General features: G+C 50.3%; 20 protein-coding genes. 13 read left to right on the top strand and 7 right to left on the bottom strand.

The genetic code is table 11. The features are described from left to right. Entirely contained in the window at positions 1–636 is a 636-nt protein-coding gene (locus tag H6F76_RS11260) for a histidine phosphatase family protein (protein ID WP_190508236.1), read from the top strand. Between the two features lie 3 nt (positions 637–639). Here H6F76_RS11260 and H6F76_RS11255 read toward each other — a convergent pair whose 3' ends face one another. Then, entirely contained in the window at positions 640–1,110 is a 471-nt protein-coding gene (locus tag H6F76_RS11255; RefSeq protein ID WP_190508234.1) for a DUF4079 domain-containing protein, read from the bottom strand. 111 nt (positions 1,111–1,221) lie between these two features. Between H6F76_RS11255 and H6F76_RS11250 the strand changes: the two genes are divergently transcribed. After that, a complete protein-coding gene (locus tag H6F76_RS11250) occupies positions 1,222–1,752 on the top strand; it encodes a hypothetical protein (RefSeq protein WP_190508232.1) in 531 nt (176 codons plus the stop codon). 35 nt (positions 1,753–1,787) lie between these two features. Here the strand turns inward: H6F76_RS11250 and purH are convergent, their stop codons facing one another. Beyond that, positions 1,788–3,353 carry a bifunctional phosphoribosylaminoimidazolecarboxamide formyltransferase/IMP cyclohydrolase gene (gene purH / locus H6F76_RS11245; protein ID WP_190508230.1) on the bottom strand — a complete coding sequence of 522 codons (1,566 nt, stop codon included), beginning with the start codon at positions 3,351–3,353 and terminating at the stop codon, positions 1,788–1,790. Positions 3,354–3,543: 190 nt separating this feature from the next. Between purH and H6F76_RS11240 the strand changes: the two genes are divergently transcribed. The 4 genes from H6F76_RS11240 to H6F76_RS11225 all read left to right on the top strand — a co-directional run bounded on the left by H6F76_RS11240 (position 3,544) and on the right by H6F76_RS11225 (position 6,293). Further along, positions 3,544–4,197 carry an alpha/beta fold hydrolase gene (locus H6F76_RS11240; protein ID WP_190508228.1) on the top strand — a complete coding sequence of 218 codons (654 nt, stop codon included), beginning with the start codon at positions 3,544–3,546 and terminating at the stop codon, positions 4,195–4,197. Positions 4,198–4,303: 106 nt separating this feature from the next. Continuing rightward, the gene (locus tag H6F76_RS11235) at positions 4,304–4,516 is read left to right on the top strand and encodes a DUF2555 domain-containing protein (RefSeq protein WP_190508946.1); all 213 of its coding nucleotides are present in this window, start codon (positions 4,304–4,306) and stop codon (positions 4,514–4,516) included. A 150-nt stretch (positions 4,517–4,666) separates the two neighbouring features. After that, positions 4,667–5,869, top strand: a complete 1,203-nt coding sequence (gene coaBC, locus H6F76_RS11230; protein ID WP_190508226.1) for a bifunctional phosphopantothenoylcysteine decarboxylase/phosphopantothenate--cysteine ligase CoaBC — start codon at positions 4,667–4,669, stop codon at positions 5,867–5,869. Positions 5,870–5,879: 10 nt separating this feature from the next. After that, positions 5,880–6,293: a hypothetical protein gene (locus H6F76_RS11225; RefSeq protein ID WP_190508224.1), complete on the top strand. Its 414-nt coding sequence runs from the start codon at positions 5,880–5,882 to the stop codon at positions 6,291–6,293. A 13-nt stretch (positions 6,294–6,306) separates the two neighbouring features. Here the strand turns inward: H6F76_RS11225 and H6F76_RS11220 are convergent, their stop codons facing one another. Together H6F76_RS11220 and H6F76_RS11215 are read right to left on the bottom strand one after the other, a co-directional pair. Next, on the bottom strand, positions 6,307–6,513 hold the full coding sequence (locus tag H6F76_RS11220) for a hypothetical protein (RefSeq protein ID WP_190508222.1): 207 nt from the start codon (positions 6,511–6,513) through the stop codon (positions 6,307–6,309). A gap of 563 nt (positions 6,514–7,076) precedes the next feature. Continuing rightward, positions 7,077–9,182 (bottom strand): TIGR00300 family protein, encoded by a 2,106-nt coding sequence (locus tag H6F76_RS11215; RefSeq protein WP_190508220.1) that lies wholly within the window; start codon positions 9,180–9,182, stop codon positions 7,077–7,079. 123 nt (positions 9,183–9,305) lie between these two features. Between H6F76_RS11215 and sfsA the strand changes: the two genes are divergently transcribed. The 4 genes from sfsA to H6F76_RS11195 all read left to right on the top strand — a co-directional run bounded on the left by sfsA (position 9,306) and on the right by H6F76_RS11195 (position 14,262). After that, entirely contained in the window at positions 9,306–10,025 is a 720-nt protein-coding gene (gene sfsA, locus H6F76_RS11210) for a DNA/RNA nuclease SfsA (protein WP_190508218.1), read from the top strand. Positions 10,026–10,429: 404 nt separating this feature from the next. Next, positions 10,430–12,643, top strand: a complete 2,214-nt coding sequence (locus tag H6F76_RS11205) for an ATP-binding protein (RefSeq protein ID WP_190508216.1) — start codon at positions 10,430–10,432, stop codon at positions 12,641–12,643. Between the two features lie 129 nt (positions 12,644–12,772). After that, positions 12,773–13,378 carry a hypothetical protein gene (locus H6F76_RS11200; RefSeq protein WP_190449444.1) on the top strand — a complete coding sequence of 202 codons (606 nt, stop codon included), beginning with the start codon at positions 12,773–12,775 and terminating at the stop codon, positions 13,376–13,378. Between the two features lie 215 nt (positions 13,379–13,593). Then, complete coding sequence (locus H6F76_RS11195) at positions 13,594–14,262, top strand: M23 family metallopeptidase (protein WP_190508214.1); 669 nt, start codon at positions 13,594–13,596, stop codon at positions 14,260–14,262. Positions 14,263–14,348: 86 nt separating this feature from the next. Here H6F76_RS11195 and ftsH read toward each other — a convergent pair whose 3' ends face one another. Further along, complete coding sequence (gene ftsH, locus H6F76_RS11190; protein ID WP_347276019.1) at positions 14,349–16,196, bottom strand: ATP-dependent zinc metalloprotease FtsH; 1,848 nt, start codon at positions 16,194–16,196, stop codon at positions 14,349–14,351. A 553-nt stretch (positions 16,197–16,749) separates the two neighbouring features. On the opposite strand from ftsH, the gene H6F76_RS11185 reads away from it, so the two are divergent. Next, on the top strand, positions 16,750–17,295 hold the full coding sequence (locus tag H6F76_RS11185) for an NAD(P)H-dependent oxidoreductase (protein WP_190449441.1): 546 nt from the start codon (positions 16,750–16,752) through the stop codon (positions 17,293–17,295). A gap of 211 nt (positions 17,296–17,506) precedes the next feature. Here the strand turns inward: H6F76_RS11185 and H6F76_RS11180 are convergent, their stop codons facing one another. After that, positions 17,507–18,685 carry a ferrochelatase gene (locus tag H6F76_RS11180; protein WP_190508210.1) on the bottom strand — a complete coding sequence of 393 codons (1,179 nt, stop codon included), beginning with the start codon at positions 18,683–18,685 and terminating at the stop codon, positions 17,507–17,509. Between the two features lie 194 nt (positions 18,686–18,879). Here H6F76_RS11180 and H6F76_RS11175 point away from each other — a divergent pair, with 194 nt between their 5' ends. Together H6F76_RS11175 and H6F76_RS11170 are read left to right on the top strand one after the other, a co-directional pair. Beyond that, positions 18,880–19,476, top strand: coding sequence for a hypothetical protein (locus H6F76_RS11175; RefSeq protein WP_190508208.1), 597 nt, complete (start codon positions 18,880–18,882; stop codon positions 19,474–19,476). Positions 19,477–19,674: 198 nt separating this feature from the next. Then, positions 19,675–20,919, top strand: coding sequence for an MFS transporter (locus H6F76_RS11170; protein WP_190508206.1), 1,245 nt, complete (start codon positions 19,675–19,677; stop codon positions 20,917–20,919). A gap of 36 nt (positions 20,920–20,955) precedes the next feature. Here the strand turns inward: H6F76_RS11170 and H6F76_RS11165 are convergent, their stop codons facing one another. After that, entirely contained in the window at positions 20,956–21,483 is a 528-nt protein-coding gene (locus H6F76_RS11165) for a CPBP family intramembrane glutamic endopeptidase (RefSeq protein ID WP_190508944.1), read from the bottom strand. Positions 21,484–21,527 lie beyond the last annotated feature (44 nt).

The following is a 21,527-nucleotide window of genomic DNA, read 5'->3' as shown; positions in this document are numbered from 1 at the left end:
ATGCAGCCCAAACAGCCTGTCTACACGAAGCGAGTCCTGCTTATTTTAGCGATCAGTGTTGCTACAGCGTGGGCTAGTGCTTGCGTTACTCGTTCTGATGAGCGCTCCAATGCTGCCCCTGTCCGTCAAACCCAAACGTCTTCTCTCTGGACGCAACTCCAGAGCGGTGATGGCTATGTGGTGATGATGCGTCATGCCCTTGCACCCGGCGTTGGTGATCCCAGCAACTTTCGGCTCAATGATTGCTCGACGCAGCGCAATTTGTCGGCAACTGGACGGCAGCAAGCAGAACGGATTGGGAAGGCGTTTCGCGATCGTAAGATTCCCATTGCTAGCGTGCGATCGAGCCAGTGGTGTCGCTGTCTGGAAACGGCAAAACTGCTCAACCTCAAGCCCGTTCAAGCCTTCCCGCCGCTCAATTCCTTTTTTAACAATGCCAGCACCAAAAAACAACAAACAGAAGCGGTACGTCGCCTGATTTTGGCAAGTCGTACCACTCAAGGCGTGACAATTTTAGTGACCCATCAAGTCAACATCACCGCCTTGACAAACCGCGTGCCTGATTCGGGAGAGTCTATTGTGCTGCGTGCAAAGGGACAAACGATCGAGGTCGTTGGGCAACTTCCACCGCCCTAAAGACTACATCTTGCCAATAATCCGCTGCACGATTTGCACACCTGTCACTGCCTGCCAGCCAAAGAGACCAACCAGCACAATGTTCAAAAAAAAGTGAGTGTAGCGTGCCCAATCTGCACCTTTCTGCATAAAGGGTGAGAGTGAAGCCGAAACTGCAATCATCCCAGTCATACCCAAGCCAGCCAGCAGGTGAGCGCCAACAAACAGCTTGCCATTGTTGATATAAGTGACGACCATCCCGCCGATCGATCCTACTACCATCAACGCCAGCACTAACGAACCCACCTGAAAATGCTTGACGTTAAATTTGCCTTTGATAAGTTCTTTCCTCTCTTCACCTTCGGCGTAGCGCACACGACGCGCTTTAACGCCGAGATACAGCGCATAAAGGGTTAGCGCAAACAAGACCCACATTAGGGCAGGATGAAAGAACTGACTCCAAACTTTAACGGATTCGGGGATTGCAGGACTCATAGAACAGAAAGAGCAAAGGACACTTCATAAAAATTAGCATAGAGGGATGGGAGTAACCAGAAGGCAGGAGTCAGAAGACAATGAGGTTGACAATGTTTGTTAAGTGAATTGATGAGTTACGACCTTGCCTTGTATTTCAGAAGCCCTGAGTTTCCAGATAAAGAATGGACGGAAATTCTGTCGTGGTTTGATGCGATCGAGCGAGCTGTTGAGCTAGATGACCTCAAGCGCTACCACGGTTTGCGAAAAGAATGGTCTAGATACGACGTTTTTTACACTTTGTACGAACGCCATACTCGCTTGAGCTTTGCAGATGACCAAGCGTATTGGAAAGTTTCTATAAGTACTGGTAGTGGGCTGGGTTTGAGCAGTTTGTTCGGTTATACGGTCTGCTACTGTGCCTTGAGCTTAATTCCTGGGACAAGCGCATGGGATGGGGGGCAGTACTTTGACACTCTTTATCAGAAACCCGACGAATTTCTTAGGAAGGTTAATGCCATCATCAGTAGTAATCTCCGCTACAGAAAGTACAAAAAAAGATTAGCCATGCAGCAACTGGGCGTAATGGATGAGAATTTTCATCTCATCCCTGATCCGCATGTGCTTAAGCTTGCTGCCCAAAGTGATCGATATGATGGGTAGCCTAAACCCCTCTCACCTCTCACTTCACTCCTTACCTAGTGCAAAAAGTGCCGTATTCCCGTTAGTACCATCACAACCCCCAGTTCGTTGGCGGCGTTGATGGAATCTTGGTCGCGGAGGCTACCACCGGGTTGGACGATCGCACTAATGCCTGCTGCCGCTGCTGTCCGTACTGAATCATCGAACGGGAAAAAGCCATCGCTGGCAAGGACGGCTCCCTGCGCTTTTTCGCCCGCTTGCTCCAAAGCAATTTTGACGGAACCAACGCGGTTCATTTGTCCGGCACCGACTCCAAGCGTCGTACGATCGCGCGTTACCACAATGGCATTCGATTTGACGTGTTTGCAAAGCTTCCAGGCAAACAGGAGTTCTTCTAGCTGCGCGTCTGTTGGCTGTTTCTCGGTAACGATTTTCCATAGGCCAGGCTCGACTGGGCGATCGTCCGACGTTTGTGCCAGAAAGCCACCCGCGATCGCTGTAACTGTTTCCTTCGGTCCACTGCTTAAGTCTGGTAAAACCAAAACTCTCAGGTTTTTCTTAGCGCTGAGGATGGTTTCGGCTTCTGGTTCACAGCCAGGAGCGACGACACATTCTAGAAAGGTCTTAGCCAGTGCAGTGGCAGTCTCAGCATCAATCGGACGGTTCAACGCAACAATGCCACCAAACGCTGAAGTGGAATCAGCATCAAACGCTCTTTGATATGCCTCTACCAGTGTCTTCCCTAGCGCTGCGCCGCAAGGGTTAGTGTGCTTGACGATCGCCGCTGCCGGATCGCCTTCAGTAAACTCGGCAATGATCTGTCTTGCGCCTTCCAAATCCACCAGATTGTTGTAGCTCAACTCCTTACCTTGAAGCTTTGTCGCGGCTGCCCATCCTGTGGTCGTTGCTCCGGTTTGATACCACGCCGCAGGCTGATGCGGGTTCTCGCCATACCGCAATGACTGAAGTTGCGTTCCTGCAAGCTCATACGTCTCAGACAATTTGCCTTCTGCCTCCTGTCCTCTGCCTTCTGCCTCCTGCCTTTCTAAATATGCCGCGATCGCCCGGTCGTAGTGCGCCGTATGTTGGAATGCTCGTAGCGCCGCCCTTTGTCGAAAGGCAGGTGATGCACTACCGCTGTTTTGGCGTAATTCTTGCAGGTAGTCAGTGTATTGGGTTGGGCTACACAGAATCGTGACATGGGCATGATTTTTTGCAGACGCACGAATCATGGCAGGACCACCAATGTCAATCTGCTCGATCGCGTCTGCCAGAGACACGTTAGGCTTGGCGATCGTCTGCTCAAAGGGATACAGGTTGACCACAACAAGGTCGATCGGACGCATCTGCTGCGCCTCCAGATCTGCCACATCTTCAGCCAGATTTCGCCGTGCCAAAATGCCGCCATGAATGCGAGGATGTAACGTCTTCACCCGACCGCCTAGAATTTCGGGCGAGCCGGTGTAATCCGAAACTTTGGTAACAGGCAGCCCAGCTTCTTTCAATGCCTGCGCTGTGCCCCCACTGCTGATGAGATCAAAGCCAAATTCTTCTACCAGGCTACGTGCCAGTTCAATCAATCCCGTCTTATCCGATACACTCAGCAATGCCAGTGGTGCCATGCGCCGCAACTCCCGTAAATCCCTAAATTAGTGTACCGGAGGATGCGCTGGATAACGGAAGCTTGCACCTAGCCTCCACATACATAGTTCTTGGCAGGTCAGCAGGGGCAAAGCTCATTCCAACGGTACAAGGATCTTGGCTTCCACCTCGCGCTACGATGGGCGTTCCAGCATCTAGAAGAACAAACTCATGGCTCTGCAAGCGATTACTATTCCTCCTGCGTCCGGTCAGCCACCCCGAGGCACGGTCGTCATCCTACATGGCTGGGGTGCCAGCGCTAAGGATGTTTGGTCTCTAGCATCGTTAGTTAACTTGCCTGATTTCCAGTTGGTGTTTCCCGATGCGCCCTTCTCGCACCCGTATTCAGCGGGCGGCAAGATGTGGTACGACTTTCCCAATCATTTCAACTTTCAAAGTACGTCTGAGTTTCGTACCCGTAAGGATCTTTCTACTAGCCGTCAACTGTTGATCGACTTGCTCAAAGAGCTGGCGACGACAACCGGAGTACCGCTTTCTCACACTGTGCTGGGCGGCTTCTCTCAAGGTGGTGCTATGACGTTGGATGTTGGTTTAGGGCTACCCCTTGCAGGCTTGATGGTGCTCAGTGGCTATCTCCATGCGCCGATCGTACCGCCGCAAGCTGCCATCCCGCCGGTGCTAATGATACACGGCAAGCAAGATTCCGTCGTGCCACTAGCTGCCGCTCAACAGGCACTTGCTAGCCTGCGAAGCTTAGGGGCAGATGTGCGGTATCAGGAATTTGACATGGGGCACGAAATTCAGCCGATCGTACTGAAGCTAATACAAAGTTTTGTTGAAGAGTTGTTGCCTAATAATAAGTAAACTGCTAGAGCGTGGCTGGAGTCGATCGAGTAATGTACTATGTAGTACGGGCTTATACCTAGAGTTAGCAAGCTGATTCGGGCATTTTAAGAGAGAGGTGGTAATGATGGCGACTCTAAGCGTTGAACATTTGGATGTGACCCAGTTGACCACGACAGATGTAGCAGAACTTGCTGTCCGTCTGGAGAAAGATGATTACGTCAATGCCTTTGAAGGGCTAAACGACTGGCATCTGCTTCGGAAGATCGCCTTTCAACGTCCAGAACTGGTGGAACCCTACCTTCACCTGCTTGACATGGAAGCCTTCGACGAAGCCTAAGGGGAATGCAACGTTGACTTATGTAGGGATGTCCTGTGGAATTTCCCTACAGCGGCAGGCGATCGCGTTGAACTGCTGCCACTTAAAAACTCAACGTGCAGAATGAAAGCATAGGCATTTTGAGTTTTGCCGCTCCCACTTTTATGTTCTATGCAAGGCAAGCGAGTTTTAGTCGGCATTAGCGGCGGCATTGCGGCTTACAAAGTTTGTGAAGTCATCTCAACTCTGGCAAAGCAGGGCGTTGCAGTACGTGCCATCTTGACGGATTCAGCCCAAGCATTCATCACGCCACTAACGATTTCAACCCTTTGCCGCCATGCAGCTTATACAGATGCATCGTTCTGGCAAGCCCAGGATCGCCCGTTGCATATCGAGCTAGGCGAATGGGCAGAGTTGCTGGTACTGGCACCGCTGACTGCGAACACGCTGGCAAAGCTAGTCTACGGCATGGCAGATAATTTGCTCACCAATACTGTGCTGGCATCGACCTGCCCCGTGTTGCTTGCGCCTGCGATGAACACGGATATGTGGGAACAAGTGCCTGTGCAGCGCAACTGGCAGACAGTGCAGACACAGCCACGAATGCATACGCTTGCGCCTGGAGCAGGCATTTTGGCGTGCGATCGAGTGGGCACGGGACGCATGGCTGAACCTGTGGCAATGCTGGCCCAGATTGAGTCGCTGTTATACACCAGTGGGCAGCGCGATTTAGTTGGTAAGCATCTTTTAATCAGTGCTGGCGGCACCCGAGAGTTTCTTGATCCGGTTCGCTTTCTGGGCAATCCCTCAACCGGCAAGATGGGTATCGCGCTAGCACAAGCAGCCCTACATCGGGGTGCGACCGTTACGCTGGTACATGGAGTATTAGACGCGTCGATCGCAGCTTTAGAAGGTGTGCAGACGCTTGCGGTGACCAGTGCAGAAGAAATGCAGCAGACGTTGCTGAAATGCTTCCCAAATGCCGATTGGACGATTATGGCAGCAGCGGTAGCCGACATGAAACCTGCCAGTTATAGCTCAGAAAAATTGCCGAAACGATCGCTTCCCTCGTCTCTGCCGTTGGCACCCGTTCCAGATATTGTGGCAGAGCTAGCAGCACTGAAACAGCCCCACCAAAAGCTGATCGGCTTCGCCGCTCAGACTGGCGATATTGTGACACCCGCGCTAGAGAAACTGAAGCAGAAAAAGCTGGACGCGATCGCGGCGAATCCGATTGACCAACCAAACAGCGGTTTTGGTAGCGACTCTAACCAGGCAGTATTGCTTGACCTTAATGGCAGAAAGCAGGTTGTTGCACCCTGTAGTAAGCTGCACATGGCGCATCAGCTACTTGCTTTCATTCACGCCATTTAGGTTATGCGTTATGACGACGGGTCCCGGTTTGATTCCCACGTTTCTCTATTACTTCGTGGTCACGACGCTGATTACGGCGTTTGTGGTTTCGCAGCAGACCGATATGATGGCAACAGGTGCACCGTATCAGGTTGGCATTTTGTTTGGTCTGCTGGCTGGCTTGACGGGCGCTTACTTTAATCGCAATGTTTCCATCACTGCCGCAGTTAACGATGCAAAGGCATTCACTCAAACGCTGACAACAACCTTGAGTGAACTGGGCTTTGAGCAACAAACGACGATCGACTCGTTCACAGTTTATAAGCGATCGTCGCTAGGCGGGCTGTTCGCAACCAAAGTGCTGGTAGAGATAGAAGCAAAGGCAGCAACCATCTCAGGACGATCGCACATCATCAAGCAGTTGCAGCAACGCCTCAAAGCTTAAAGGATGCAGTGAGCTAGAGATAAAAGGTGGGGTAGGACTGACTATCGCGATCGCAGTCTACACAGGCTCTTGAAGTCTCTGCTGATTGCATAGCGATACCGGATGCCCAACAAGATGAAGCAGGTTGTTCGTTTGCAAGTGGCGATACAAGTTGCGGCTGCTTCTGACCTAGTTGATCAGCTTCTTCAGACAGGATGTAGAGGTAGGCAAGGCTTTCCATAAGAGTGAGGGAGCTTTGTAGCGTAAAGATGGTTTTAAATGTTGCTGTTATAACGGCCAATAGCTTCAGCACCCCTGATTGTGTAGTCAGTCAATGAGTTGCTCGACAACTTCATTAGCTGTGCTACGAAGTCCTTGACTAGCGGCTGCATTACTCGGTTCCATATCGCTGCTGATCTCTGTCTAAGGGTAGATCTGCCTGCTGTTAGCTTCATTAGTAGAGCAGCACGCCATTATGTAGACGATGGATTTGTACCAACTCAAAAAGTGCTGGCTACAGGTTTCTCCATTACTCCCTTTTAATCCGCCTTAATAAGAGTTGCAGGCAGAGGGAACTTTATGGCATGTGGGAAGGGAACAGGTATTATCCACAGGCATCAAAAAATGCACTGTAACACCGATCCATCAAGCGGTTGATGATTCCATTATCAATGACGTGAGACCAGAAGGCATCACACATTAAGGTAATCGTTCGTTCACAAAAATGAAAGGAGACACGCTGCTGAGCCGCATCTCCTTTAAGTACAGATTCTAATTTCAGACTTGTTGTAAGGGAATAGCAGCCTAGGCAACGCGGTAAGGGCTGGTCAGCTTGTTAAGTTGTTGTACTAGCAAACTGAGGAAGAGACCGACATCGGTGACTACGCCGACCGATTCAACAGAGCCACGATCGCTCAATTTCGTCACTACGGCTGGGTTGATATCCACACAGACCATCTTCACGCCCGCGGGAGTCATATTGCCCACACCGATCGAGTGCAGCATAGACGACAGCATCAAAATCAAGTCTGCGCCCTCGATTAAGCGAGCGTAGTCGGTTTGCGCTTTGATCAAGTCCATCTGTGTATCTGGCAGCGGTCCGTCATCACGAATCGAGCCAGCTAACGAGAATGGGATATTGTGTTTCACACATTCATACAGAATGCCGCTAGTGACAACGCCCTGTTCCACCGCTTTCGCAATGCTGCCAGAGCGACGAATCGTGTTAATGACCTTCAAATGGTGTCGATGCCCACCCCGTACCGATACGCCGCGCTTCATGTCTACACCTAGCGAGGTGCCCATCATGGACTGCTCAATGTCGTGAACGGCGATCGCATTACCACCCAGCAACGCCTGCACATACCCTTCACGCACTAGATGCGCCAGATGTTCGCCACCGCCTGTATGGATTACGACGGGTCCAGCGCTGACAACGACTTTGCCACCCTGGTCGCGGATTTGGCGGAGTTCCCACGCAATTTGTTCCACAACAAGTTCGACCCGCCGTTCGCTAGAGACACCTGCACCCATGAAGCTAAATTCCTGAGTGTTGCGCTGTTCGCGCGATTCGGTTTTGCGGATGGTGCGGATGCCTTCTACACCCACTACAACCCGATCACCCACTTGCAAATCGCGTAAGAGGCTGCAATAGGCATCCAAGCCATGAGGTGTTTCGCGCACGACGATCGCAGCATCCATTCGCTGTCCACGTACCTTCACCCATTCGCACTGGACACGCACTTGAGTGGGATAAATCGTTGTAACGTAAAAATCATCAGGCGAAACTCCCGCTTGTGTCACGGTTTCTAGAATGCTGTCACAAACATCCTCTGGTGGCGGCAGTGCGCCCAAGTCAATCAACTGCGACATGAGCGACTCCATCACCTCATGGGATGGCGCAGTCACTTTCACTTCCGCAGACGAGGTGCTTTGGCGCTGCTCACCCAGGCTGAAATTGAGCACCTGAAAGCTGCCGCCTCCATCCACAATTAAATCTAATGCCTGGTTAATCAGTCCTGCATCCAGCAGGTGTCCATCCATACGAACCACGCGGCTTTCGACCGTGGCACTAGCATGAACGTTTGCCTGCACTGGTTCAGTGACCCGCAAGGTCAGGCACTTCGCTGCGCCGCCTGCCTTCAAGAATTCTGTTAAGGGTGTTTCTAGTACTCGAAACCCGACCTCTGCCAGTCGTTGTTTCAGTTTGTCGCTGGCTTTGTTAAGGACGATCGTGCGATCGATGTTGACCGCATTGCAGGCAAAGGTCACGGCATCTTCTTCGGCGATCGCAATCCGCTTCGCCTCTGGTACTCGCATTTCAATCAAGCGATTAGAGTAGGCATCAAACGCAGGCGGATAATACAGCAAATAGCCATCTGCTAGCGGGCAAAAGCAGGTGTCCAGATGATAAAAACGCTCATCCATCAGCCGCAGCGATAGCACTTCAATATCAAGCCAGCGCGCCAGATACGGGTGGGAATCTAGTTCTGATCGGAAGCCATAGCCAGCCCACAGCCACCGTCCCTCGCGATCGAACAGCGCATCGCCTGCACCTTCAAAGGGCAGATCCTTCGGCAGTTCATGCACTGTAAACCCGTGCTCTTCCAACCATGCTTTGAAGAATGGTTCTTCCCCTTGCCGCTCCTTGTGAAAAAAGCGACTGAGTACCGCCGTCTTGCCCTGCACCAACCCTGCATTCGCCGTAAAGACCATATCGGGCACGCCTTTCTCTGGCTGCACCAGATCGACGATCGCATGGTCTTTAAGGAGGTGGAACAACTGCTGCCATTGCTCCACAGCACGTTCGCGGGACGACTTGTGGATATTACCCTCCATCCAGGGATTAATTACATAATCCACGTCGTAATGGTCAGGCGCACACATGAGGAAGCGAATTGAAGATGTCATAGGAGAAATGTCTGCCAGCGTAGACGCAGGAAAAAGAACGAAGAACGGTCAACGATCTATTGTATTACAGGAGCAGGGAGGCTCGTCGCTAGCGTCACTGTTCAATAACAATCACTGCAAATAATGACTGAATTTCTTTACCAATACCCCACTCTTTATCCTGGAATTTTGCTTAAACGGTACAAGCGTTTTTTTGCAGATATTGAGTTGGCAACAGGTGAGGTTATTACAGCGCATTGCCCCAATACAGGACCAATGACGGGTGTTTACCTTCCTGGCAATAAAGTGTATGTGTCTGCCAGCGACAACCCTAACCGCAAGTTGCCGTACACGTGGGAACTAATTGAGGTTTGCGATACTGTACCAACGTGGGTCGGCGTGAATACCAGTTTGCCAAATCGTGTAGTGAATCTGGCGCTTATGGCAAAGGCAATTCCAGAGTTGGGTGCATACAGCGAAATCCGCTTTGAAGTCCCCTATGGTCAGGATAAGAAAAGCCGAGTGGATTTTTTGCTGACAGGGAGCGATCGCCCTATTTACATCGAAGTCAAAAACACAACCTGGGTACAGGGCAACTTGGCGCTGTTTCCCGATACGGTGACGACACGCGGACAAAAGCACCTGCGCGAACTGACAGCACTCTTACCCGAGGCAACATCAGTGATGCTGTATTTCATTAATCGGAATGACTGCCCCGCTTTTGCACCAGGGGATAGCGCGGATCCACTCTACGGAAAATTATTAAGGGAGGCGATCGCGCTTGGCTTACAGGTTCTTCCTTGCCGCTTTGACGTTTCTCCCCTCGGCATTCGCTACCTGGGGCTTGCCTCACTAAAGGTTTAGGTGATCGAGAAGCCACGACCAATTTTATCAGTAAGAGGTTATATCAATTTCTCTTTACATACTGTGAGGCAGGGAGAGAAAGCTGTGGCTAGCACTTTTTGCATTGACATTACTTCTGACACAGGCAGAATCTCAGTCTTTAGGCAGATTTTATGACTTAAATCACTTCTGTAAAGCAGCCTTAACAGTTCAATTTGGAGATGAGCATGATTCAGATTGTCTTCCTTACAAGCCATCTGGGTAATGTAACAGTATGTTAAGTTCGGGATGAAGAATCTTCTTGGGTGACATTTGTCAGTATCACTTCAAGCCACTTCATTACCACCAGTCGTAAAGCCTTGTTGCTAGAACAAAAGTTGCTGCTAAAACACTGTCACCCCCTTGCTGAATCATCTTCAAAATCCATGTCGATCGCGCCCTTACCTGAAAATGAGTCCGATAGGCTGCATAGCCTTTGCCAGTATCAAATTCTGGATACTGAGCCTGAACTTGGCTTTGATGATCTCACGAGCTTAGCTGCTAGCATCTGCAATACTCCGATCGCTCTGGTAAGCCTGGTTGATGCTCAACGACAATGGTTCAAAGCAAAAGTGGGCACGGAGGTGGCAGAGACAGCACGTGATATTGCCTTTTGTAGTCACACAATATTGCAGTCTGATATTTTGCTCGTGCCGGATGCGCTAACTGATGAGCGCTTTAACACAAACCCCTTAGTAACGGCTGAACCCTACATCCGTTTCTACGCAGGTGTACCGTTAATCATGCCTGACGGTTATGTGCTCGGCACACTGTGCGTCATCGATTTTGTTCCACGTGAGCTTAATCCTAGCCAGCTTGAGGCATTAAAAGCGCTGGGTCGTCAGGTCGTTGCACAGCTAGAGTTACGACGAAAATTGTTGGAGGCAGATCATCTAACGCGAGAGCTTCAGCATAACGAAGCGGCACTACGCGAAAGTGAAGAGCGGTTTCGGACCATGGCTGATAGTGCTCCGGTCTTGATCTGGATTGATGGTCAGGATCAGCGTTCTGTTTTTCATAACCAAACCTGGCTTGATTTTACGGGGCGATCGTTTGCTCAAGAGTATGGGGATGGTTGGCAGGAGAGCATCCATCCAGACGATCGCTCATCCTGGTTCCAGCGCTATGCCTTAGCGTTTAAAGCTCGCGAACCGTTCACCAGTGACTACCGCCTGAGACGAGCCGATGGTGAGTATCGCTGGATGTTAGAAACGGGTGTGCCTCGTTGGTTGCCAGATGGAACCTTTGCTGGTTTTGTTGGCTCGTGCGTCGATATCACCGATCACAAAGAAGCAGAGCAAGATCGTCAGCTTTTAAAGATGGTGACTCATGCCATCGTCAACTCTCCCGATTTTCATTCCGCTTTACGGGTAGCCCTCCAAAAAGTGTGTGAAGCAACGCAGTGGGAATTTGGGGAGGCGTGGGTGCCTAACTTAGACAAGACTCTGATGGTATGCAGCCCTGCCTGGTACAGCAAAACCGATCGTTTAAATGAATTTAGACAGTCAAGCGAAGGTTTCACATTTCCTCCAGGCAAGGGGCTTCCGGGTCGGGTCTGGGTTTCTAAACGCACCGAATGGCACCAGGATGTCTCGCTGGAATCCACCTATCTCCGTGCTGAAGCCGCAATGGCAGCAGGGCTAAAGGCAACGTTGGGCATCCCGCTGATTGCGAACAATGATGTCATTGCGATTCTTGTGTTCTATATGTTTGAAGCCCGACAAGAAGACCAACGGCTGATTGACTTGATTGCAGCCTCCACCGAACTTGGGCTGTTTATCCAACGGAAACAGGCTGAAGAGGAGATGCTGAAGTCTTTAGCCAAAGAGCAAGAACTCAATCGCTTCAAATCTAACTTCATTGCCAATATCTCCCATGAGCTACGGACGCCCTTGACTTCAGTTTTAGGTCTGTCAACGGTGTTGCTGACACAGCATTTTGGTGATCTCAATGCTAAACAGGCGCAATATCTTTCTTTGATCCACAGTAGTGGGGATCATTTGCTGAAGCTGATTAATGATTTACTTGATCTTGCCAAGATTGAAGCGGGAAAGCAGGAACTCAACAAGTCAACGGTTGATGTCATTGAACTATGTCAGAACGCGATCGAAATGCTGGAAGTGCGCGCGATCGAAAAACGGCAGGTCATCTCTCTGCAATTACCGCTGGCTGTTGAATCTATAGTGGTAGACCAGCAGCGTGTTGTACAAATTCTGCTGAACTATTTGTCTAACGCAGTGAAATTTACGCCGGAAGGCGGCAAGATCACTATCAGCAGTCGCCTAGCCTCCGGGCTAGAGTTAGAACAAAACACTCTGCCACCCGTTTCTACTGACAACACTGCCCTGATGGTTATTGAGCCAGATGCCCGCTTTCTAGTGCTGGAAGTAACCGATACAGGCATTGGCATTTCTCAGGAAAAGCAGCACCTGTTGTTTCAAACCTTTCAGCAACTGGATGTAGTGAGCGATCGTAAATATGAGGGGTCAGGGTTGGGGCTTTCCCTTACCAAGCAATTGGCAGAACTACATGGCGGACGAGTCTCTGTTTGCTCAACCTTAGGCAGCGGCAGTACGTTCTCGGTTTGGCTCCCCCTATAGCGGTCAGCCCCACTAGTAGTACTTGTAGCGGTTGCCTCAAAAGAAAACTTAAACTGTAAGCTAAAGCCTAGATGAGCGTTGCAATGCAGTAGAGCGTTGCCAGGAAATGCAGCCGATACCTACAAGGCTATGAGTGACCCCAGGCTAGAATATCCGCTGCTGTGGGCAATGGGCAGACCACGGGCAGAGCAGCGACAACCCCTGCGATCAAAGGTGCCGCTTGCGCGTGCCACAGATGATTTGCTGTATGAACTCCAGTTGCTTGGTGCTACAGCCATTATCATCAGTTGCAATGTCGAGCCGTTGAAACAGTTTCTTAGTTATCCCGAACCATACGTACTCCCACAAGATCCGGGTGTTGCCGTTTATTTCACCCTCAATGGCGTGTCGTACATTTTTGCCTGTGATGCTATTGATGCTGTGCAGGGCAACATGCGTGCGATCGGACAACTGCTGCGCGAAAAACGATTGCTAACCGAACAATACCCGTGCGCATCGATCGAGCGCGAGTTGGCTGGTTATAAAACTGCGATGGTGCCAGTCGAAGCATCGCCCCGTCGTAAACCCTGGTGGAAAGTACTTTATGTCTCACCCGATGCCCCACTGGCAGTCATTGAAGCAGCTTACAAAGGTCTAGCCAAAATCGTTCATAGCGATCTAGTTCGGGATGGCAGCGATGCAGCAATGGCAGAATTAAACCGCGCGGTTGAAGAAGCTAGATTAACAAAACGATAGTAACGGTTTACTAAAAAATTAAGTTCATCTATCAAGAACGTGGAGTAAGATACATCGGGTATCTTTGCACCGATCGCCGCTTGACTTTTTTGTCGCTTATCCGCAGTTTCATCCGGATAACGATCGACGAAGTAAGTCAATGTAGCAGCAATCGATCCGTGTACAGTTTTGAGCACCCATACTACAGACTCATCCGGCAGTTCAGGAGTGATGAAATGACACAACGGTTAACCCCATCGTTGAGCCAGAGATTAGCGCTAGCAGGTCAGATCCTGCTGTTGGCAAGCATTGGGCTAATAGGGGCAGTGGCTTTGGACACAAAGCAGGCAACGACAGCAAAGGCTTCTGAAGCAAAGGCAAGCCAGGTCGCGGCAACTGGAGGCACCTGGCGTGGTGCATCTTTTCCAGTTGAGAACTTCCAGGCATATACGTCAGCCTTTGGCTATCGTGGCTCTCCTGATGGCGCTCCTGGTCAAGAGTTTCATCGTGGGTTAGATTTAGCGGCTCCAGACGGTAGCTACATTCGCAACTGGTGGGCGGGTAAAATTGTTCAAGTTTCCGATAATAGCGCCTGTGGTACATCCGTCGTCATTCAATCAGGTGAGTGGGAACACGTCTACTGCCACATGAAGGGGCACGTCGAGACAGCAAATGGCACACGCTACTTAAGCGATCGCAGCGGTGGCATTCAACTTTCGGAAGGACAAGTTGTGCCAGCAGGTGTTCGTATTGGGCGTGTGGGTATGACCGGACGCACAACCGGACCACACCTTCATTGGGGTCTAAAATACACCGGAAAGTGGGTCGATCCAGCTCTAGTTCTACGTGCTATGTACGCCGAACAAGCTAGAGCAAGAGCGAACTCTAACTACAATCAAGGCTAGTTTCTAGCAGTTATCTGTTAGTTGTTAGAAGATAAAACGCTAACAACTAACAGACACCCTTCTTTTATGCTCGAACGTCTTTACAGCTAAGCCTGTGCGTTTGCTGTAGCAACACTTGGCTCTCCCCGAAATTCCGTAACAATTTTACGGAAGTCTTCGCCTTCAATGGTTTCCTGCTCCAGCAGCATTTCAACTAGACGATCGACCAGCGTACGATTTTCTCGAATGATCTTGCGGGCTTCTTCATAACAATGAACAGCAATACCGCGCACCTGCTGATCGATTTGGGTCGATACTTCTTCCGAGTATTCTGTACGGGGTGATAAACCCCGTCCTAGAAAGACCTCGCTGCCCGCACTTTCGAGCGCCACTAGCCCCAAGTCAGACATGCCATAGCGTGTCACCATCTCGCGCGCCAGGTCTGCTACGGCTTTGATGTCGCTGCTAGCACCAGCAGTCACTTCAGCATCACCGAAGACTTCTATCTCGGCAGCACGTCCACCCAGGGCGATCGTAATGCGATCAGTCATCCAGGCACGGGTATAAAGCCCGCTGTCAATCATGTCTTCGTTAAATGCTTGCTGTGCAAAGCCACCAATGCCACCCGATCGCGGAATAATCGTAACTTTATTCAGTGGGTCAGAGTTCTTAAGCACCGTCATTAAAAGCGCATGACCGATTTCGTGATAGGCAATCAGTCGCTTCTTCTTACTATCCAGCAGCGGGGTTAGCGTCAGACCAATAGTGACGCGATCGATCGCATCGTCAATTTCTAACATTGTCACCGCATCTTTACGACGACGCGCCGTAAGAATCGCGGCTTCATTGAGTAAGTTTGACAACTCTGCGCCTGAAAAGCCTGGTGTGCGGCGTGCGATCGTCTCCAAAGAGATATCTGGACCCAGCTTTTTATTGCGAGCGTGAACTTCCAGAATGCCCAACCGCCCCTTATAGGTGGGCAGATCTACCATCACCTGACGGTCAAAGCGACCCGGACGTAGCAGCGCGGAATCCAACACATCAGCACGGTTCGTCGCAGCGATGATGATGATACCGGTGTTGCCTTCAAAACCATCCATCTCGGTCAACAACTGGTTCAGCGTTTGTTCCCGCTCGTCGTTGCCGCCACCAATACCGGCTCCACGTTGCCGTCCCACTGCATCAATTTCATCAATGAAGATAATACAGGGTGCATTCTCTTTCGCTTTCTTGAACAGGTCACGGACACGAGACGCACCTACACCCACGAACATTTCGACAAACTCAGAGCCAGAGATGCTGAAGAAGGGCACACCTGCTTCACCCGCGATCGCCTTTGCTAACAGGGTTTTACCTGTACCAGGAGGACCGATCAACAGTACGCCTTTAGGAATTCTTGCGCCGATCGCGGTGAAACGTTCGGGCTTTTTCAGAAAGGTAACGACTTCTTGCAGTTCTTCTTTGGCTTCTTCAATGCCCGCCACATCATCAAACATCACGCCTGTTTTGGCTTCCATCTGAAAGCGAGCGCGAGATTTACCAAAGCTCATTGCCTGCCCAGGACCACCAGGGGCATTGCTAGAGCGGCGCAAAATCATGAGTAAGCCACCGATCAGCAAGAAAAACAGCAGTAGATTTGCCAACACGCCCATAACAGCGCTGTTATCCTGGGTTGGCTGTACAGCAATGTCAATCTTATTTGCTAAAGCTTTCTTAGTAAGTTCACCATAACTTTCAAAAAGAGCCACTTCGCGTAGTGGGTCGCCCTTTTTATCTCCTTCCAACATCACACGAGCCACTCGTTGCGTTGGGTCAACCTCAATACGGGTTACCTCGCCAGAGTCGATTTTGGTCAGTAGGGCACTGTAACTTAGAGCCTCACGGTTGCTTTGTGCTACTGCTGGCGATAGCGTAATGCCATGCGCAATGACCCAGAAGGCAGTAGCTAGGCCCATTGCGGTAGAGCCTCGCCGTGGCAATCGTTTTACCAGTGCTTTTGTCCAGAAACCTTTCATACACAGCGCCTTTTACCTTAACTTGCCAATCGCGTTAGCTCGCCAATACTTTAGCTCGCTGACCCATTGATGTTGTTGATCATGCTGTCTTGGTGACTGTAATGCTGCGATCGCACCCACCCAAGCAAACATAGTTACGGGACTTCTTCTCAGTTTAGCTCACCCATCTCTATCCTAGCGAACGAAGTATTCCTGGTCACAGCCGCCGTTTGCACACTAGAAGCAGAAAAACGACCACTTGTGCCATCCTGCCAGCAATACGAATGAGCCAATGGCAGCACAACTGACGAACTGCTATGATAAAATCGTAGTCATTACGAGTTTGCTTTACCTGCTTTAGTCTAAAGGTGTACTTGGGAAGCTCAAGGAACTACACACTTGAATATTGGGATAGCAAGCTTGCTAATAGAAAGAGTTGTAATTAGCAGCGTTTTCATCACTTACCGTTAGACTTCTTTCGGTCGTACAAATCCATTTAAGAGGATGTTTAATTATGGTAAAGTTTGTCGGTATTGCGGGTAGCCTTCGAGCTGATTCTTATAGTCAGCAGGCGTTAAAGCTTGCAGCACAACGGTTAGAAGCGCTGGGCGCAGAGGTGGAACTGCTTGATCTCCGCTCGCTCAACCTACCGTTTTGTGATGGTGGTAAAGAGTATGCGGGTTATCCCGATGTCGATCGCTTACGCCATGCGTTTCACCAGGCAGACGGCTTTATTCTCGCCACACCGGAATATCACGGTAGCGTTAGCGGTGTGCTCAAAAATGCGCTGGATTTAATGAGCTTTGATCAGCTTTCAGGGAAGGTTGCTGGACTCATTAGCGTCTTAGGTGGACAGCCCAACAGCAATGCACTGAATGATCTGCGAACGATTTTGCGCTGGGTGCATACCTGGGTGATTCCTGACCATATTGCGATCGGTCAAGCATGGCAAGCCTTTGACGCTGACGGCAAACTGCAAGACGCAAAGCTATCAGAACGCTTCGATAAGTTTGCTCAGAGTCTAGTTGAAAATACGCGAAAGCTACGGGATGTCGCTTAAGTGGGCTGCTATGGCAGAAGGATGAGGGATGAATCGAAGCCCTTGCTGAAAGGAAGATTTTAAGGTTTAGGTCTGTCCTAACCTTCGCTTCGACTGCTATAGCTTAGTGTTTAGCCTTCTATTGCAGGTTAGCCCTTTAAAGTTGCTAATGCCGCAATCGGGTTCTACTCCTGATTGCGGCATTAGTGACAACTAGCTAAGAACGGCGCTTCTAATGATGATGGTGCCCATTGCCGTGTTGATGCCCATGACCATGATCATGATGATGACCATGATCGTGGTTATGTTGAGCATGGCTCTGGGCAAGGCTGGGATTTACTGCCAAGGCTTGCTCTGACAGCAATGCCTCGATTTGCGGGTGTGCCCAGTCTGCTACCATCTGGAGGAATTCGGGACGATCGTTCACGCATTCCATCTGCACATAGGTGACTTCAGGATGCTTGCGCCGCAATGTGTGAATGATGTGATCAACATCGAGAAGCGTTTCGTGGTTCTCAGTGGCGAAACCGATCGGCATAAAGACGAGTGCGGTTGCGCCTAGATCAATCAAGTTGCTGGCTGCTAGCTCGGCGTTCGGTTGCGTCCATTCAATCAATGGCGTTTGGTGGTTGAGCCAGCCCACTGAAGTCAGGGGATAACGGTAAATCAACTTTTCACGGACGCGATCGTACAAAGCTTGGCTCTCATCAATCCCAGACGTAAAGCCCTTCGCTTTGTGAGGGCAACCGTGGTTCATCAACACAATCCCTGTTTGTGAGGGCAGGTGTGCGACTGCCAGATCGGTTTTGATTTTGTCTTCAACCATGCCTGCCAGCAAATCAATGTATGCAGGCTCGTTGTAGAACGATGGAATGTAGCGAGTGCCCTTCACCCAATGCTCGTTACCGTCTGCTAGCTGCGTAAGCGCCTTGTTGACCTGCTCGACCGCAATACCGCTTGTGAAGATGGAATCGACAACTAGCAGTGGGTAAATCAGCAGCTTATCGAACCCTTCTGCTTTAATCTCAGTTAGCACTTGCTCTGGCAGAAAGGGAGCGCAGAAGTTAAACGCCTTGAAGACTTTGATACGATCGCCCCAGCGTTCCTGCAAATACTGTTCAACACCTGCCCGCTGACGCTCAAAGATAGCGTTATGAGGTGAAATAAAGTGGTCGTGCTGATGGCTCCACTCATGCAAATCAAACATGGCTAACAGCTTCGCCATTGGAGGATAAATCCACGTCGGCACAGGCGCAAATTTTGCTGTTAGGAGATTAAGCGCTTGCTCGTTATAGTTGGCAAAGTCTTCATAGCTTTCAACTTCGCCATAGCCCATGAGCAAAACCGCAACTCGATCCTGAGGGACAGAGACATCGGTTAGGGGTTGGAGTTTTTCAGGAGTAGCGACCACTGAGACTGCCTCAATATGAAATGGACTAAAACTATGGTTGAGTGGTAATCACTCAGGTACTGCCATCTTTAGCTGTTTAAGCATCAGATAACGCCAAAGTGTAACCCTCTCACGACTAGCCTAACATCCTCTCCGGGGGGATAGGATGAAACTGGTATATAAGTTGCTGGCTAAGAGCACATGAGGGATGGGTAATGAGCGCTAAGAGACATAGGGTAAGGGTTGTAGTTTGCCCTGGCATCCACGAGCGCGCGTTAACTCAGCAATTTATTGAGGGCTTGCTAACAACTGGCGAGGAACGCTTACATCCAGCATCATGGCTAGTGTTTCCAGCCGATCGCTACCCTGCTTATTCAGGGCTGCACATCTTGCGCTTTCTTCATGAAAAATTAAGCACTTATAGTCTGGATACAGCACTTTGTACTCCGTTGATTTTAATTGGGTTCAGTGCTGGAGTGGTAGGTGCTGTAAGTGCGGCTTGTGGGTGGAGGAGTCTGGGTGGAGTGGTGAAGGCATTGATCGCAGTCGATGGGTGGGGTGTGCCACTAATAGGCGATTTTCCAATGCACCGTATGAGCCATGATGCGTTTACACACTGGAGTTCAGCCTTGCTGGGCGCAGGAGAGGACAGTTTTTATGCTGACCCTGGTGTGGATCATCTAGATTTATGGCGATCGCCACAAACAGCTGCTGGCTACTGGGTTAAGCTGGGTTCTTCGAGTCCGCCTAGAGGCACTTCCGCTGCCACTTTCCTTACTGCCCTGCTGCGTGATTATGAAGCTCTGTTGTAAGGCATTGTGGAAGCAGCAAAGAATATTGCTAGTTGTCATGTGAGAACACTAAAATAGCTCAACTTAGAGCACTAAAGTTAATGCCAGACTGACGCTATTGCTACTAAGGTGTGCTTAAGCTGACAACACTTGCTTAAAGCACCGTAAATAAGGGAAGAAACTCAGCTGGTTCCTAAACGATCTTCAAGACACAACGCTATGTCTCCAAGCAGTCCTGCTAATGGCGGGTTCGCTACACTCCTGCAAAATCGTTCCTTTTTAGCGCTCTGGATCGGGCAGGTTTTGTCGCAGGTTGCCGATAAAATCTTTTTCGTGTTTCTCATTGCGCTACTGGTTAACTATCAGCCGCCGCCTGGTTTAGAAAGCTCTGCCCGTTCAGCGCTAATGTTTGCCGTTACCTTGCCTGCAATTTTGTTTGGCTCGGCGGCAGGTATTTTTGTCGATCGTTATGACAAGCGACAGATCCTCATCGTTTCCAATCTGCTGCGCGGTCTGCTTATCTTGGCAATACCGCTACTGCCCAGAGCCTTTATCGTGCTTCTGGTGATTGGCTTTTTAGAGTCCCTCCTCACGCAGTTTTTTGCACCAGCCGAACAGGCAGCGATTCCGCTTTTGGTGCCTCGTGAAGGCTTGATGAGTGCGAATGCGCTGTTTACAACGACGCTGATGGGTTCGCTGATTGTGGGCTTTGCGATCGGCGACCCAGTGCTTAATCTAGCAAAGGCGGGTGGGCGCTTTGGGCAGGAGCTTTTGCTGGGCGGGCTGTATCTTGTGGCAGCCGTTATCTTCTATTACCTGCCAATTCGCAAAAGTGGTGCTGATCCTAAAATTGTGCAGGCTCACCCCTGGAGTGACTTTAAAGCAGGGCTAGCTTATTTGCGAAAGGATCGCTTAGTGAGCGGCGCGATGGTGCAGTTGACTATTCTGTATTCGGTTTTTGCAGCGCTGACAGTTCTGGCGATCGATCTAGTGGAAGAAATTGGGCTGAAATCAACTCAGTTTGGCTTTTTGCTGGCTGCCGCAGGCGTTGGCATGGTCTTTGGTGCAGCAGTACTAGGGCACTGGGGCGATCAGTTTCACCACAAACCACTCCCGCTGATTGGCTTTCTGATTATGGCAGCGGGCTTAACCGTGTTTACTTTTACTAACCAACTGTGGCTAGGTCTTGGTCTCAGTACGTTGTTGGGCGTTGGGGCATCAATGGTCGGTGTGCCGATGCAGACGTTGATTCAGCGGCAAACGCCAGAAGCAATGCGCGGCAAAGTTTTTGGCTTTCAGAACAATGTTGTAAATATTGCTTTAAGTGTGCCGTTGGCAATCGCCGGACCGCTTACCGATGCCGTTGGCTTGAGAGTAGTGATGCTGGCGATGGGTACAATTGTCAGCGTGGTTGGCATCTGGGCATGGCAAAGTACTCGACGTGTTTTGCAAGACGCGCTTTGAATGAAGGATAGATGTGACGATTGCCCTGCTGGGCTGCTAGATAGAGGCAGCGCGATCGCGCCATTTCCAAATGCTGCTAGAAATTAAATTTGTTACCATATGTGCGACGACAGGCACCACCAGGTTATGCGTTACCAGAGCGCTATAACCGAGTAAAACACCGACGATCGTTGCCCATGCAACATACGACCATTGCTTTGGGCTACTTAAATGCAAGACCCCAAAACAAAGACTAGAGATAATTACCGCTTCAAAGTTCAAGCCAAAGGCTGGCAGCATCACCCCACGAAACAGCAGTTCTTCACTCAAGGCAGGCAGTAACCCAAGCCAGATAAGATCAGGCAAGACAAGCGGCTTCAGCACCAGTGCTAGATAATAATCAGCACTCTGGCGATAAGCTCCCCACACGCGATACACCACTGCACTAGCGAGTGTAATGACAAGCCCTAAACCTAGCCCCTGTGAGATGGCGATTAGCGACCATTTCAGCGGTAGCAGAATCACCGTACCAAACTGAACCCACAGTTTGGCAGCAACTAACAGCACAACTGCCGTTACGCCCATGGCAATCAGTACTTGGGTCCGGCTTAAAGGTTCGACTTCGGGGT

The sequence above is a fragment of the Leptolyngbya sp. FACHB-321 genome (assembly GCF_014695975.1).
GTDB lineage: Bacteria > Cyanobacteriota > Cyanobacteriia > Leptolyngbyales > Leptolyngbyaceae > Stenomitos.
The sequence above is the reverse complement of the archived record's forward strand: the minus strand, read 5'-3'. Positions and strand labels throughout refer to the sequence as shown.

Bases quoted from the DNA above. Each gene is read 5' to 3' on its own strand.
- H6F76_RS11260 (WP_190508236.1), top strand. From the start codon at position 1: ATGCAGCCCAAACAGCCTGTCTACACGAAGCGAGTCCTGCTTATTTTA.
- ftsH (WP_347276019.1), bottom strand. From the start codon at position 16,196: ATGGGCCTAGCTACTGCCTTCTGGGTCATTGCGCATGGCATTACGCTA.
- H6F76_RS11195 (WP_190508214.1), top strand. From the start codon at position 13,594: ATGACACAACGGTTAACCCCATCGTTGAGCCAGAGATTAGCGCTAGCA.
- H6F76_RS11200 (WP_190449444.1), top strand. From the start codon at position 12,773: ATGAGTGACCCCAGGCTAGAATATCCGCTGCTGTGGGCAATGGGCAGA.
- H6F76_RS11185 (WP_190449441.1), top strand. From the start codon at position 16,750: ATGGTAAAGTTTGTCGGTATTGCGGGTAGCCTTCGAGCTGATTCTTAT.
- H6F76_RS11240 (WP_190508228.1), top strand. From the start codon at position 3,544: ATGGCTCTGCAAGCGATTACTATTCCTCCTGCGTCCGGTCAGCCACCC.
- H6F76_RS11250 (WP_190508232.1), top strand. From the start codon at position 1,222: ATGAGTTACGACCTTGCCTTGTATTTCAGAAGCCCTGAGTTTCCAGAT.
- H6F76_RS11220 (WP_190508222.1), bottom strand. From the start codon at position 6,513: ATGGAAAGCCTTGCCTACCTCTACATCCTGTCTGAAGAAGCTGATCAA.
- H6F76_RS11235 (WP_190508946.1), top strand. From the start codon at position 4,304: ATGGCGACTCTAAGCGTTGAACATTTGGATGTGACCCAGTTGACCACG.
- H6F76_RS11175 (WP_190508208.1), top strand. From the start codon at position 18,880: ATGAGCGCTAAGAGACATAGGGTAAGGGTTGTAGTTTGCCCTGGCATC.
- H6F76_RS11205 (WP_190508216.1), top strand. From the start codon at position 10,430: ATGTCGATCGCGCCCTTACCTGAAAATGAGTCCGATAGGCTGCATAGC.
- H6F76_RS11215 (WP_190508220.1), bottom strand. From the start codon at position 9,182: ATGACATCTTCAATTCGCTTCCTCATGTGTGCGCCTGACCATTACGAC.
- sfsA (WP_190508218.1), top strand. From the start codon at position 9,306: ATGACTGAATTTCTTTACCAATACCCCACTCTTTATCCTGGAATTTTG.
- coaBC (WP_190508226.1), top strand. From the start codon at position 4,667: ATGCAAGGCAAGCGAGTTTTAGTCGGCATTAGCGGCGGCATTGCGGCT.
- H6F76_RS11165 (WP_190508944.1), bottom strand. From the start codon at position 21,483: ATGGGCGTAACGGCAGTTGTGCTGTTAGTTGCTGCCAAACTGTGGGTT.
- H6F76_RS11225 (WP_190508224.1), top strand. From the start codon at position 5,880: ATGACGACGGGTCCCGGTTTGATTCCCACGTTTCTCTATTACTTCGTG.
- H6F76_RS11255 (WP_190508234.1), bottom strand. From the start codon at position 1,110: ATGAGTCCTGCAATCCCCGAATCCGTTAAAGTTTGGAGTCAGTTCTTT.
- purH (WP_190508230.1), bottom strand. From the start codon at position 3,353: ATGGCACCACTGGCATTGCTGAGTGTATCGGATAAGACGGGATTGATT.
- H6F76_RS11170 (WP_190508206.1), top strand. From the start codon at position 19,675: ATGTCTCCAAGCAGTCCTGCTAATGGCGGGTTCGCTACACTCCTGCAA.